Annotated in this window: 14 protein-coding genes and 1 pseudogene; all 15 read left to right on the top strand. The window is 56.8% G+C overall.

Annotation, left to right across the window (positions count from 1 at the left end):
* Nucleotides 1-8: 8 nt before the first annotated feature.
* On the top strand, nucleotides 9-491 hold the full coding sequence (locus JW799_RS02085; RefSeq protein WP_240353127.1) for a nucleoside triphosphate pyrophosphohydrolase family protein: 483 nt from the start codon (nucleotides 9-11) through the stop codon (nucleotides 489-491).
* Nucleotides 488-2,091: pseudogene (locus tag JW799_RS02080) on the top strand (DNA cytosine methyltransferase). The gene JW799_RS02085 and the pseudogene JW799_RS02080 overlap by 4 nt, the downstream one beginning before the upstream one ends.
* 13 nt (nucleotides 2,092-2,104) lie before the next feature.
* Nucleotides 2,105-2,467, top strand: a complete 363-nt coding sequence (locus tag JW799_RS02075; RefSeq protein ID WP_139787117.1) for a hypothetical protein — start codon at nucleotides 2,105-2,107, stop codon at nucleotides 2,465-2,467.
* A gap of 190 nt (nucleotides 2,468-2,657) precedes the next feature.
* Nucleotides 2,658-3,968, top strand: a complete 1,311-nt coding sequence (locus JW799_RS02070) for an AAA family ATPase (RefSeq protein WP_205428519.1) — start codon at nucleotides 2,658-2,660, stop codon at nucleotides 3,966-3,968.
* A gap of 2 nt (nucleotides 3,969-3,970) precedes the next feature.
* The gene (locus JW799_RS02065; protein ID WP_080833246.1) at nucleotides 3,971-5,053 is read left to right on the top strand and encodes an ATP-binding protein; all 1,083 of its coding nucleotides are present in this window, start codon (nucleotides 3,971-3,973) and stop codon (nucleotides 5,051-5,053) included.
* A gap of 18 nt (nucleotides 5,054-5,071) precedes the next feature.
* Nucleotides 5,072-5,575 carry a hypothetical protein gene (locus tag JW799_RS02060; RefSeq protein WP_080833244.1) on the top strand — a complete coding sequence of 168 codons (504 nt, stop codon included), beginning with the start codon at nucleotides 5,072-5,074 and terminating at the stop codon, nucleotides 5,573-5,575.
* Nucleotides 5,576-5,584: 9 nt separating this feature from the next.
* Nucleotides 5,585-7,165, top strand: coding sequence for a DEAD/DEAH box helicase (locus tag JW799_RS02055; protein ID WP_205428517.1), 1,581 nt, complete (start codon nucleotides 5,585-5,587; stop codon nucleotides 7,163-7,165).
* 4 nt (nucleotides 7,166-7,169) lie between these two features.
* Entirely contained in the window at nucleotides 7,170-7,994 is an 825-nt protein-coding gene (locus tag JW799_RS02050; protein WP_205428514.1) for a hypothetical protein, read from the top strand.
* Between the two features lie 2 nt (nucleotides 7,995-7,996).
* A complete protein-coding gene (locus tag JW799_RS02045) occupies nucleotides 7,997-10,267 on the top strand; it encodes an AAA family ATPase (RefSeq protein ID WP_205432783.1) in 2,271 nt (756 codons plus the stop codon).
* A gap of 304 nt (nucleotides 10,268-10,571) precedes the next feature.
* Nucleotides 10,572-10,841 carry a hypothetical protein gene (locus JW799_RS02040; RefSeq protein ID WP_080833236.1) on the top strand — a complete coding sequence of 90 codons (270 nt, stop codon included), beginning with the start codon at nucleotides 10,572-10,574 and terminating at the stop codon, nucleotides 10,839-10,841.
* Nucleotides 10,831-11,232, top strand: a complete 402-nt coding sequence (locus JW799_RS02035; RefSeq protein WP_080833234.1) for a RusA family crossover junction endodeoxyribonuclease — start codon at nucleotides 10,831-10,833, stop codon at nucleotides 11,230-11,232. The genes JW799_RS02040 and JW799_RS02035 overlap by 11 nt, the downstream gene beginning before the upstream one ends.
* Before the next feature lie 3 nt (nucleotides 11,233-11,235).
* The gene (locus JW799_RS02030) at nucleotides 11,236-11,472 is read left to right on the top strand and encodes a hypothetical protein (protein WP_205428512.1); all 237 of its coding nucleotides are present in this window, start codon (nucleotides 11,236-11,238) and stop codon (nucleotides 11,470-11,472) included.
* Nucleotides 11,456-11,884: a hypothetical protein gene (locus tag JW799_RS02025; protein WP_205428510.1), complete on the top strand. Its 429-nt coding sequence runs from the start codon at nucleotides 11,456-11,458 to the stop codon at nucleotides 11,882-11,884. Before JW799_RS02030 ends, JW799_RS02025 begins: the two co-directional genes overlap by 17 nt.
* Nucleotides 11,885-11,931: 47 nt before the next feature.
* The gene (locus tag JW799_RS02020) at nucleotides 11,932-12,537 is read left to right on the top strand and encodes an ECF-type sigma factor (RefSeq protein WP_205428508.1); all 606 of its coding nucleotides are present in this window, start codon (nucleotides 11,932-11,934) and stop codon (nucleotides 12,535-12,537) included.
* A 330-nt stretch (nucleotides 12,538-12,867) separates the two neighbouring features.
* The gene (locus JW799_RS02015) at nucleotides 12,868-13,176 is read left to right on the top strand and encodes a hypothetical protein (RefSeq protein WP_205428506.1); all 309 of its coding nucleotides are present in this window, start codon (nucleotides 12,868-12,870) and stop codon (nucleotides 13,174-13,176) included.
* Nucleotides 13,177-13,185: the final 9 nt, after the last annotated feature.

Raw genomic sequence — 13,185 nt, 5'->3', positions numbered from 1 at the left:
GTTAAACGATGAATCTGGAATTGATCAAAATGCGGCTGGCGGAGCGCCAAGCCCGGCGCGGTTATCTGATGGACGAAGAGCTGGATATCTACGAACTTGCCCTAGCGCTTGAAGGTGAGCAGGAGAAAAGCATTACGTCCTTGGTCTCGGCAGCCCATCAAAACGCCATCGACAAAGGCTGGTGGGACGAGGAGCGAAGCTTCCCGGAGATCGCGATGCTGATCGTAACGGAGATCGCAGAGGCTGTGGAGGATTACCGCGCCGGTCATAAGCCTGACGGCATTTGGTATCAGCATAAGGATGAAGGCTACTCGGTTATGCAGCTTACACCGGATTATAAGCCCTGCGGTATCCCGTCCGAGCTGGCCGACGTCGTGATTCGCGTGTTCGATTATTGCGGCCGGGCCGGGATCGACCTAGAGACGGCGATCCGCGAGAAGATGGCGTACAACGCAACGCGGCCGCGTCGGCATGGTGGAAAGGTACTATGAACGAAATCATCGTCGATAACTTTGCCGGCGGTGGTGGAGCCTCGACCGGGATCGAAATGGCGACTGGCCGGAGTGTTGATATTGCGATCAACCACGACCCCGCGGCGATCGCCATGCACGAAGCTAACCATCCGGAGACGGAACACTATTGCGAATCGGTTTGGGATGTTGATCCCCGCAAGGTCGCAGCGGGCCGTCCGGTCGGTCTGTGCTGGCTCTCCCCGGACTGCAAGCATTTTTCGAAGGCGAAAGGCGGCAAGCCCGTAGAGAAGAAGATCCGCGGGCTCGCGTGGGTGGCGCTTCGCTGGGCGGCGACGGTCCGGCCACGGGTTATCATGCTGGAAAATGTGGAGGAGTTCAAGACGTGGGGACCGCTCGTCGTCGGGCCGGACGGTAAACATTGGCCAGACCCGAAACGGAAAGGGCGGACATTTAACAGTTTCGTCAATGCCCTTCGCCGCCACGGGTACGAGGTCGAGTGGCGCGAACTGCGTGCATGCGATTATGGCGCGCCGACGATTCGGAAGCGGTTTTTCTTGGTCGCCCGCCGCGACGGCCGTCCGATTGTCTGGCCGGATCCGACGCACGGTGACCCGGAGAGCGAGTTGGTTAAATCCGGCCGGCTGCAGCCTTGGAGGACGGCGGCGGAGATCATCGACTGGTCAATCCCGTGTCCGAGTATCTTCCAGCGAGCCCGGCCGCTCGCGGAGAACACCATGCGCCGGATCGCCCGGGGATTCAGCGGTTCGTGATCGACAACCCACGGCCGTTCGTAATTAAGGTTAATCACAGCAAAGACGATGTGTTCCGCGGCCAAGAGGTCAGAGAGCCCCTGCAGACCATAACAGCCAAGAACGGATGGGGCGTTGTCGTTCCGCATGTAACGAAGTTCCGGACCGGAGCGACAGGTCATCCGATGACCGAACCCCTCCACACCATCACTTCTGGGGATGGTGCGAAACGGCCAGCGGGAGCCGCTCATACGTTAGGCATGGTAACAGCCTTCCTTGCCCAATATCACAGCGAGACGGCCGGACATGACGTTAGAGGACAGACTCTGGATCGCCCGATCCTAACGCTTGACACATCGAACCGATACGGCCTCGTGACGAGCCACTTGGTCAAACTACGCGGGACGTGTGCGGACGGCCAGCCTGTAACAGAGCCGATGCCGACCATCACGGCCGGTGGTCTGCATGTCGGCGAGGTCCGGTCGTTCCTCCTGAAATATTACGGCAGCGCAGACAATGGTCAGCAGCTGGACGAGCCGCTGCATACGGTTACGACAAAGGACCGCTTCGGCCTCGTCACGATCGAGGGGACCGAATACCAGATCGTCGACATTGGCATGCGGATGCTGGAGCCGCACGAACTGTTCGCCGCGCAGGGCTTCCCGCGATGCTACATCATCGACCGGGACGCCAACGGCAAGAGATACCCGAAGTCGGCGCAAGTCGCCCGGTGCGGAAACTCCGTGCCGCCGCCATTCGCGGAAGCGCTCGTTCGCGCGAACCTGCCGGAACTCTGCACGGGTGCGGGCCGTGCGTTGACGTTCGAACGGTACCGTGAGACGGTCGGCCAGTTGCAACTCTCAATATGAGGGGGGGATTGGATTGAGCACGAAACCGATTGTCGTCGACAAAAAGCGTCTGCATGAGCTTTTTATGTCCGGGACCCCACTGGCGGAAATTGCGAAGGAATTCGGCAGCACACTCGGGAGCATCCGGACGATGATCTACCAGGAACGGCAGCGAGATCCGTATAAGTGGCCGCATCGTATTAACCCATCCATTTCGACAGATCCGCCACTCATGATGCATTTTTATGAGTGCGACGACTGCTTCGTCTCGTTTGCAATTGAGGATTACGAAGAAGTCGACCTTTCTGTCGCGACTTGCCCGATCTGCGGCGGAGATGGTGGCCTGCAGAAAAAGGGTTACGGGCGATTTGTTCGGATGAAGGATGGACCATCATGATTTGCCTTAAAGGCGATACGGTCAAACTGAAATCCGGCGAAACTGCGGAGGTCTTGGATTCATGGGGCGTCGCTCGCTCGTGGTACAAGCTGCAGACAGACGACGGCCGAGTCGTGTACGTAATGACAGAACACATTGAATCCATCGTAAAACGGCATTTCAACAAGAAAGGAAAGGGATGGGGAGAAACATGATTAAGATCAATAGGCTTGAAATCGAGAACGTCAAGCGCGTCAAGGCGGTGAAAATCGAGCCGTCCAGCGCGGGCCTGACGGTTGTCGGCGGGAAGAACAATCAGGGTAAAACCAGCGTTCTGGACGCCATCGCCTGGGCACTCGGCGGGAACAAATACCGCCCTTCCCAGGCCCAACGGGAAGGATCGGTCGTTCCGCCGTACCTGCACCTCGTGTTGAGCAACGGCCTGATCGTCGAGCGGAAGGGCAAGAACAGCGACCTGAAGGTCATCGATCCGAACGGCCAGAAGGGTGGCCAGCAGCTCCTCGATAGCTTCGTCGAAGAGCTCGCAATCGACCTCCCGAAGTTCATGAACGCTTCCGCCAAGGAGAAGGCTGGCATCCTGCTGCGCATCATCGGTGTCGGTGATCGGCTGCACGAGCTGGAGGTCAAGGAGCAGGAGGTCTACAACCGGCGTCACGCGATCGGCCAGATCGCTGACCAAAAAGCAAAGTTTGCGAAGGAGCAGCCATACTTCCCGGACGCGCCGAAGGAGCCGATCTCCGCATCGGAGCTTATCCGGCAGCAGCAGGAGATCCTGGCCCGAAACGGTGAGAACCAGCGTAAGCGGCAGCGCGTTTCTCAGATTCAGGCTGAATTCGAACAGCAGGGCCGTGAGGTAGTCCGACTGACGGCGATGCTCAACGCCGCTCAGGAAAAGTACAGCCAACTTCAAAATGATTTGGCGATCGCCCAAAAGGACGCACTTGATCTGCACGACGAATCGACCGTGGAGCTCGAGGCCAATATCCGGCAGATCGACGAGATCAATCGGAAGGTCCGCGCGAACCTGGACAAGGACAAGGCCGAGACGGACGCAAACGAATACCGCCAGCAATACGACGTGCTGACGGCCGAGATAAATGCCGTTCGCCAGCAAAAGACGGACCTTCTGACGAACGCGAATCTGCCTCTCCCGGGCCTGTCCGTAGAGGATGGCGAGCTGATTTACAACGGCCAGCGCTGGGACAACATGAGCGGATCCGAACAGCTCCGAGTTGCGACGGCTATCGTTCGCCGGTTGAAGCCGAATTGCGGGTTTATTCTACTGGACAAACTCGAGCAGATGGATCTGGAGACGCTGCGCGAATTCGGCCAGTGGCTCGAGCAGGAGGGGCTGCAGGCGATCGCGACGCGCGTCAGCACCGGCGAGGAGTGCTCGATCATCATTGAGGACGGTTATGTCGCCGGCCAGGAAGGCGTCACATTACAACAACCACCGGGCGAGATTGACCCGGGGCCAACATGGAAAGCAGGTGAATTCTAATCATGTTCGAGGTCATCAGTGGCAAAGTTCAAAAGGCGAAAAAGGTTGTCCTGTACGGCCCCGAAGGCATCGGAAAGTCGTCGCTCGCCGCAAAATTCCCGCGGCCGATCTTTATTGATACAGAGGGGTCGACCACCGAAATGGATGTCGGGAGACTGCCCAAGCCGACGAGCTGGGAAATGCTCAAACAGCAAATCGGATGGGTCAAGCAGCAAGGTACACAACGTTTCGGGACTCTTGTCATCGACACGATCGACTGGGCTGAAATGCTCTGCGTGGAAAGTATCTGCGCAGCTCACCAGAAGACCGGAGTCGAGGACTTCGGCTACGGCAAAGGCTACATCTTCGTGGCCGAAGAGTTCGGACGCTTTCTGAATCTCCTAAGCGACGTCATCGAGGCAGGCTTCCATGTCGTGCTCGTCGCCCATTCTCAGATCGTCAAATTCGAGCAGCCGGACGAGATGGGAGCCTATGACCGGTATCAGCTCAAGTTGGGCGCTAAGACCGGTAGCCGGACGGCGGCGCTCGTCAAGGAGTGGGCGGACATGGTGCTGTTCATCAACTATAAGACGTTCTCGGTGGCCGCGGATAAGAATGGGAACAAGCATAAGGCACAGGGTGGACAGCGGACGGTGTTCGCCACGCACCATCCAGCGTGGGATGCAAAGAACCGGCAGGGGCTGCCCGACGAGTTTCCGCTGGACTATGCGCATATTGCGCATATCTTTAGCGGATCCACGCCAGCGACGCCATCCGCGACCCCGTCGTCGTCCGGCGCCGTTCCGTCCACAGCGACGCCTCCGGCGGCCGCCGAAGCGTCGACGCCGCCGCAAGAAGCACAACCGCGGATCGACACCACCGGACCGCAGTTGAGCCCGAATATTCCGCGTTCCTTGCGCGATCTGATGGAGGCAAACCAGGTCAGCGAGTTGGAGATTCAAACGGTAGTCGGAAAAAGGGGTTACTATACTGCGGATACGCCGATCGCCAACTATGATCCCGGTTTTATCGAAGGTGTTCTTGTCGGCGCTTGGCCGCAAGTGTTTGGAATGATTCAAGAAGCAAGAAAAGATTTGCCATTTTAACATCAGGAGGAATCATACGTGAATAACCAACAAGAACGCGAACTGAGCTGGGACGACACAATTGAAAAGGATGGCGGCGAGTTCGTCGTCCTTCCCGCGGGGGACTATGATTTTACGGTTACGAAATTCGAGCGCGGCCGCTTCCCGGGAAGCGAGAAGATGCCGCCGTGCAACCAAGCCAAGCTGGAGCTAACCGTCCATTCTCCCGAGCATGGCGACGTTGTCGTCTTCCATAACCTGTTCCTGCATACGAAAACGGAAGGACTGCTGTCCAACTTCTTCGCCGGCATCGGGCAAAAACGCAAGGGTGAGCCGTTGCGCATGAATTGGAACGTGGTAGTCGGCGCGCGCGGACGCCTGAAACTGGAGATTAACAAGTTTAAGGGCCGCGACGGAGAGGAGCGCACGAACAACCAAGTGAAGACGTTTTACCCGGCCGACGAAGTACGCCCAGCGAATCAGCAGCAACCGCCGTTTCCGCCGGCACAGCAAGGTGGCGGGTGGAACGCCGGACAGTTTTAAGGAGGGCCTATGAATCTCAGACCCTACCAGCAGCAAGCGCGGGAATCCATCCAAGCGCAATGGGAGAGCGGCGTCCGTCGGACGCTGCTTGTCCTCCCGACCGGTTGCGGCAAGACGATCGTCTTTTCCAAAGTCATCGAGGATCGGGTCCGATTGGGCGAGCGGTTGCTTGTCCTCGCTCACCGCGGCGAGCTGCTGGAACAGGCGGCTGACAAGCTTGAGAAGTCAACGGGCCTCAAGTGCGCGACAGAGAAGGCGGAGCAGACATCGATCGGCAGCTGGTTCCGGGTCGTCGTGGGCAGCATCCAAACGTTGATGCGCCCGAAACGTCTCGAACAGTTCGCTCCGGACCACTTCGACGCGATCATTATCGACGAGGCACACCATTGCATTTCTGACAGCTATCAGCGCGTGCTGCAGTATTTTTCCGGCGCAAAGGTGCTCGGTGTCACGGCCACGCCGGATCGCGGCGACATGCGGAACCTGGGCAGCTACTTCGAAAGCTTGGCCTACGAATACACGCTTCCGAGGGCGATCAAAGAGGGGTATCTCAGCCCGATCAAGGCGCTAACCATCCCTTTGCAATTGGACTTGTCAGCAGTCAGGCAGCAATCCGGTGACTTCGCAGCCAGTGACCTGGGCACAGCCTTGGATCCGTATCTGGAGTCCATCGCGGCCGAAATGTGGAAAGCCGCTCGGGATCGCAAGATCGTTGTGTTTCTCCCGCTCGTCAAGACAAGTCAGAAATTTACAAAAATTCTGAATTCAGTTGGGTTCCGGGCGGCTGAGGTCAATGGCGAATCACCGGACCGGGCGGAAATCCTGGCCGATTTCGACGCTGGCCGATACAATGTCCTCTGCAATTCGATGCTGCTGACGGAAGGGTGGGACTGCCCGAGCGTCGATTGTGTTGTCGTCTTGCGGCCGACGAAGGTCCGCAGCTTATACAGCCAAATGGTCGGGCGCGGTACCCGGCTGTATCCCGGCAAGACGGAGTTGCTGCTGCTTGACTTCCTGTGGCATACGGAGCGACACGAGCTTTGTCACCCGGCGCATCTCATCGCGGAGAACGAAGAGATCGCCCAGGCCATGACCAAGCAGATCGAACAAGCCGGCATTCCGCTGGACCTGGAGGCTGTCGAGAAGCAGGCGCAAGAAGATGTTGTTGCCGCTCGCGAGGAAGCGTTGGCGAAGCAGCTCGAAGAGATGAAGCGCCGGAAGCGGAAACTCGTCGATCCGCTGCAATTTGAAATGAGCATCCAGGCGGAAGACCTGTCCAGCTATGTGCCGGCATTTGGATGGGAAATGGCTCCGCCGAGCGAAAAGCAAATTCGCACGCTCGAGAAGCTAGGAATTTTCCCGGACGAGATCGACAATGCCGGTAAGGCGGCGAAACTGCTGGAACGCTTGGACAAGAGACGGCAAGAAGGTTTGACAACGCCAAAGCAAATCCGCTTCCTTGAGGGGCGTGGCTTTCAGCATGTGGGAACTTGGTCATTTGAGGCTGCTAAGCGTTTGATTGACCGAATTGCAGCTAACGGCTGGCGCGTGCCGGATGGCATCGATCCGAAGACGTATCGTGGGGAGTGAGAACATGACAACGCATGTTATCAGCCTCGGGGCAGGCGTGCAGAGTACAACCTTGTTTCTCATGGCCGGACATGGGGAGATCGGACCGAAACCGGACTTCGCGGTTTTTGCAGACACCGGTTGGGAGCCAAGGAAGGTATACCAGCATCTGAAATGGCTGAAAGGAAAGGCTGATGAATTCGGTATTCCGATCATCGAGACGAGCAAAGGAAACATCCGCGATGATCTGCTCGCTGCTGTTGAAGGCGACATCAAGTTCAAAGACACCGTTCGATTCGCAAACATCCCGTTTTTCGTGAAGAACGCGGATGGGACGGTGTCGATGATGAAGCGGCAGTGCACGAAAGAATACAAGATTGAGCAGATCGTCAAAGAGATACGCGCTCAACTCGGTTATAAACCGCGCCAACGAGTGAAAGAACAGATCACCGAATGGATCGGGATATCGACGGATGAGATTCAGCGCATCAAACCGTCCAGAACACCGTGGATTACGCACAGATGGCCATTGATTGAAATCGGGATGAGTAGGGTCGGTTGTGTGTCTTGGCTGACACGTCATGGATATCCGATACCTCCGAAGTCAAGCTGCATCGGATGTCCTTATCACGACGACCGTCTCTGGTTGGAGATCAAGCGAAACGATCTGGAAGCATGGGAAGAAGCTGTGTTTATCGACTACGAGATCCGCAAACTGAAACGGTTTCGAGGTCAAGTATTTCTGCATCGTTCATGTGTGCCACTTGACCAAGTGGATTTACAGGAAGATCAAATGGACTGGTTCGATGACGGTTTTTTGAATGAATGTGAGGGGATGTGCGGGGTTTGAACATGGAGCACAAACTTGACCTCATCACTTTGCTAGATTACATCGACCCAACCCATCTGAGCTACCAAGAATGGATCAACGTCGGCATGGCCCTCAAATACGAGGGCTATACCGCAGCAGACTGGGACAACTGGAGCAAGCGTGACCCGGGACGTTATCACCCTGGCGAGTGCTTCAAAAAGTGGACCACGTTCGAGGGATCGACAAACCCGGTAACCGGCGCGACGATCACGCAGATGGCCAAAGACGCCGGCTGGACGCCGCGGGGCGGCCGCGATGAACGGGATCACCACGAACTCGGCTGGGACGACGAGATCGCCGGCGATTATGTCGTCGTTGACCGCAATTGGATCGAAGGCAAGGAGATCCACGAGCCAGCCGTCTGGAACCCAGTGCAGCAGTTGGCCACGTACCTCGAGACGCTGTTCGAGGCGGCCGAGAACGTCGGTTATGTCGTCGATTCGTGGCAAGACGAGGATGGGAAATACAAGCCGACGAAAGGCGCATGGGACCGGACAGCCGGCGAGCTGATTCAACGCCTGAACGAATGCAACGGCGACATTGGGGCGGTCCTGGGCGACTACAACCCGGAGGCGGGCGCCTGGATCCGCTTCAATCCGCTCGACGGCAAGGGCGTCAAGAACGAAAACGTGACCGAATTCCGTTATGCGCTCGTCGAGTCCGACACGATGGACATCGAGAAGCAGCACGCCATCATGCGGGAGCTGGAGCTGCCGATCGCCGTCCTTGTCTATAGCGGCGGGAAGAGTCTCCACGCCATCGTGCGTATCGAGGCGCCCAACTATGACGAATACCGCAAGCGTGTCGACTATCTGTACAACGTCTGTAACCGCAACGGGATCACCATTGACAAGCAGAACCGCAATCCATCGCGACTGTCGCGCATGCCTGGTGTCGTGCGGAACGGCAAGAAGCAGTTCATCGTTGACCGTAATATCGGAAAGGCGAGCTGGGCGGAATGGCACGAGTGGATCGAGGGAGTCAACGACGATCTCCCGGATCCGGAAAGCCTGACCGACACCTGGGACAACATGCCGGAGCTGGCGCCGCCGCTCATCGAGGGCGTGCTGCGGCAGGGTCATAAAATGCTCATGGCCGGGCCATCGAAGGCTGGCAAGTCGTTCGCGCTGATTGAGCTTTCCATCGCCATCGCAGAGGGTGTCAAATGGCTGGCGTGGCAATGCACACAGGGCAAGGTCCTCTACGTCAATCTCGAGCTGGACCGGGCCAGCGCGCTGCATCGCTTCAAGGACGTATACCGGGCGCTTGGGCTGCCGCCGCGGAACATCGCCAATATCGATATCTGGAACCTACGCGGCAAGTCTGTCCCGATGGACAAACTGGCGCCGAAGCTGATCCGGCGTGCGGCCAAGAAGGGGTACATTGCCGTCATCATCGACCCGATTTACAAGGTGCTGACTGGCGACGAGAACAGTGCCGACCAGATGGCCCACTTTACGAACCAGTTTGACAAGATCGCGACCGAGTTGGGCGCGTCGGTCATTTACTGCCACCATCACAGCAAGGGCGCCCAGGGCGGTAAGAAGTCGATGGACCGGGCCAGCGGCAGCGGCGTCTTCGCCCGGGATCCGGACGCGCTGATCGACCTCGTCGAGCTCGAGGTGACAGAGGCGCTGCTCAAGCAGGAAGAAAACAAGGCGATTTGCGCCGTGTACAAGCGCTACTTCCAGCAGCACAACCCGCAATATTTGGAACAATCGGTGTCGCAGGACGACGAGCTCAGCGCAAAGGCGATGGAGGAGCATGCACGGCGGGCGATCTACAACACGGAGCAGGCGGCCGCCCAGGAGGAGATTCAGCGCGTCCTGGAGGCGGTGCGCAATCGTTCTGCATGGCGTGTAGAGGGCACACTGCGGGAGTATGCCAAATTCAGGCCAGTCAATATGTGGTTCGCCTATCCAGTCCACCGCGTGGACGACGTCGGCAGCCTGAAAGACATCGAGCCGGAGGGAGAGGCGCCGGCGTGGCAACGGGCAGCCGGCAAGCGGAAGGAGAAGGCGAAGGAGCAGCGCCGAAGTAAGGCCGAGGAGTTCGAAGACGCGGTGGCGAACTGCAATATGGGCGAGCCGCCGACCGTAAAGGACCTGCAAGACTGGTTCTCGTCGACAGGCAAGGAAGTTCCTGAACGGACAATTCGAAGCTGGGTCTCAAAATACGGTTTCAAAATCGACCGAAACAACGGAAATGTCATTGTCAAGTCGGACGATGACAACGGCAACGATCATGATTGATGCCGATTGCCGATGTATTGCCGAACGGCAACGAACATGATCAACGTACATGATGCCGAGCGGCAACAATCATACTTTTTATGGTTATTGCCGAACGGCGAGCACCATAAAATCATGGTCATTGCCGCAAAAACATCGGTGGTTCATCGCCTTATATTATATAAAAATATAACGCGCGCCCGTAGTAATTATGTTTATGACTATGTAAGTCTGTAAGACTGAGAGAAGGTTGCCGCCGCAGGAGAGCGGCAACCCCTTCTCAGCACAACAGTCTCCCGCGCGAGAAAGAGAGAGGAAGAAAAAAATGGCGAAGAAATACGATAACAAATATTGGGAAAATGAACCAGCCGAAACTATCAAGTTTGGAACGTACTTCATGCGATGCTTTGATAAGGCCGGAAAATTGCAATTCGGTGTGTGGTACAAGAGCAAGAACACGGGTAACGAAGTGTTTCAAGTCAAGTTCGTCCTCGATCGCAAGGAATTATTCAGCAGCGATGAAGCCCCCAGCTATCTCCGACAGTTGGTCTATGACTGGGAAGAGATGCTCGAAGGTGAACGCGATGACGACTGAATTCTTCATGCCCATGAAGCCGCCGACCGCGACGCATCAAGAAAAGCAGGTTTCATGCCAGAACGGCAAACCGATCTTCTACGAGCCCGACGACCTGAAGGCGGCCCGGGCGAAGCTGACAACTCACCTCGGGAAGCATGTGCCGGCGAAAAAATACACGGGAGCGCTGCGGGTGATCGTCAAATGGCTGTTCCCCATCCCGGAGGGTAGCAATCATTACGACGGCGAGTGGAAGACAACGAAGCCCGACACGCACAATCTGAACAAGCTGCCGTTCGATATCATGACCGATTTGGGATTCTGGAAGGATGACGCCATCGTCGCCAGCGAGATCATCGAGAAGTTCTGGGCCAAGCTGCCGGGCATCTACGTCAGGATCGAGGAGCTGTAGGCGATGGACTACAAGGCGTTCTTTGCGGACGTGCTGGCGTGGATCGGTGAGGCCAATGTGGCGGCCACACGGCACGGGATGGAAAGCGCGGAGTTTTGGGCGTGGGTGGCGGATTCCGCCGGGCACATATGCCGGAAATATCAGGACCATCGGCTGGCGATCAAGCAAATGATCATGATGACCGAATGGCTCGAGGAAGTATACAACCAGAGGAGGAGTTCTCGTGGAAATTCGAATTGAAATTGCGCATTCGGACGGCAAGGACCGTCTTCGGCTTTTTGACCCGACGGAGGATGTCCAGAAGTACACGGTCGCCGCATTTTTTGGCTATTGCCGGGAGATGAACGGGCCAGGACCGCTGCAGGCAGGACAGCGGATGGAGCCTGAACGTCCGGAATGGTACGAGACCGGAATCAAGTACAAGAACGGTGTTGCATATTACCGAACCCGATACTGGTGCCAGAATCCCGGGTGCAAGCATCAAGGCAACCAGTATATCAAGCTGACGGACACAACGACGGAGTGCCACGAGTGCGGAAATGTTCTACAGGTGCGGCCAGCCGCCGGTATTGTTGGTTCTGACGGGGTGCCGGAACAGGACCGGTTCGGCAATTTTTTCCGAGCGGATAAGCCCGCGGAAGGCGGCGTATAACGCGCGAACGTGCAAGGCTACAAGATCAATCAGCGAGGTGGACAACGATGAACGAACAGCAGGCGATTGATCGTTTGACCCAATATCGGCAAAAGCAAGCCCGTCTTCGGGTGCTGTCGAAATACAGCGTCGGCGCCGGCATTACCGTCAGCCGGCTTAATGAGGACGATCACCTGCAGGAGCTGCATCGGAAGCTGCGGCGCTTGCCAAGCTATCTGTACCTGTCGAGCCGCGAGCAGCGGTTGGAGACGACGGCACACGCATATCTGACCAAGTACCCGGCGGGGACCCGGGCGCAGCTGGCGGCCGTGCCGAACCGCGGAGCTGATCCGGATGACGACGAGGAGCTGCGGCAGATTCGCGAGGCGATCCGCAAGGTGATCGCGGCCCGCGGTTGGGATCTGCGGGATGATATCGACGATGTGCTTGAACGGGTGGCCGAGTTTCAGGACCTCAAAGCGGAAATCGCGCACATAGATTCTGTTTTAGAAGCCCTCGAAGCATACAAGCCGGAGTACGCTACCCTTTTGCGGTCAGTCTATGTTGACGGTAAGAGTGCCGGTGAACTCCGGAACGAAATGAATGTCTCCGTCCGCACATTTTGGAGGCGGATGAGCGAGGCCGAAAGGGAGTATAAACTACTGGCACGATGATGGCACAAAGTTGGCACGGACGAGTGCTTTTCAGCCGTGTCAACCCATGCTAAAATGGTACTGTGCCAAAGTGTAGAGGTCGCCAATGCGGGCGGCCTCTTTGTATTTTGGCTGTCATGCGAGGAGGTGGGAGTTCGGAACCCATTAGATCGCGCGCGTGACTTGCCGCTATCCCGTGCGCCGCGGGGTGGCGGCTTTGTTAAACAACAAAAAACCCCGAGCGTGCTTCGCTACGGGGCTTTTCGACCGATGCTTTCGGATTTGCCCCTATTCTATCATACATTGGCGAAAGATGGAAGATGCTGTATGATAGAGTCGGGAGGGATGATAATGACCCAATACATGGAACTACTTGAAGAGTATAAGCAAGTAATAGACGTTTACGAAATCGTCGGGGAGTGGGAAGTTTGGATCGGTTACCAACGCGTGAAGATAAAAGTCAAAAAAGATAAGCGCGGCGGATATGTATCCTCAACAAGTCATTTCTACCATGGGTCAACACAAGCCGGTCCCTATATTTCTTCGCGAAACGACGGATCGACCATCGAAGAAGCATTGCGTAGTGCAATGAGTCAACTACTGTCGTTCTATAAAACCGATGACGCCAAGGCTGAATGGGTCGTGAACGAATCGTACTAAGCACCTTCG

Origin of the sequence: Cohnella algarum (assembly GCF_016937515.1) — a bacterium.
Lineage (GTDB): Bacteria > Bacillota > Bacilli > Paenibacillales > Paenibacillaceae > Cohnella > Cohnella algarum.
This window is presented reverse-complemented; position numbering and strand designations above follow the sequence as displayed.

Bases quoted from the DNA above. Each gene is read 5' to 3' on its own strand.
- JW799_RS02085 (WP_240353127.1), top strand. From the start codon at position 9: ATGAATCTGGAATTGATCAAAATGCGGCTGGCGGAGCGCCAAGCCCGG.
- JW799_RS02070 (WP_205428519.1), top strand. From the start codon at position 2,658: ATGATTAAGATCAATAGGCTTGAAATCGAGAACGTCAAGCGCGTCAAG.
- JW799_RS02065 (WP_080833246.1), top strand. From the start codon at position 3,971: ATGTTCGAGGTCATCAGTGGCAAAGTTCAAAAGGCGAAAAAGGTTGTC.
- JW799_RS02055 (WP_205428517.1), top strand. From the start codon at position 5,585: ATGAATCTCAGACCCTACCAGCAGCAAGCGCGGGAATCCATCCAAGCG.
- JW799_RS02050 (WP_205428514.1), top strand. From the start codon at position 7,170: ATGACAACGCATGTTATCAGCCTCGGGGCAGGCGTGCAGAGTACAACC.
- JW799_RS02045 (WP_205432783.1), top strand. From the start codon at position 7,997: ATGGAGCACAAACTTGACCTCATCACTTTGCTAGATTACATCGACCCA.
- JW799_RS02040 (WP_080833236.1), top strand. From the start codon at position 10,572: ATGGCGAAGAAATACGATAACAAATATTGGGAAAATGAACCAGCCGAA.
- JW799_RS02035 (WP_080833234.1), top strand. From the start codon at position 10,831: ATGACGACTGAATTCTTCATGCCCATGAAGCCGCCGACCGCGACGCAT.
- JW799_RS02030 (WP_205428512.1), top strand. From the start codon at position 11,236: ATGGACTACAAGGCGTTCTTTGCGGACGTGCTGGCGTGGATCGGTGAG.
- JW799_RS02020 (WP_205428508.1), top strand. From the start codon at position 11,932: ATGAACGAACAGCAGGCGATTGATCGTTTGACCCAATATCGGCAAAAG.
- JW799_RS02015 (WP_205428506.1), top strand. From the start codon at position 12,868: ATGACCCAATACATGGAACTACTTGAAGAGTATAAGCAAGTAATAGAC.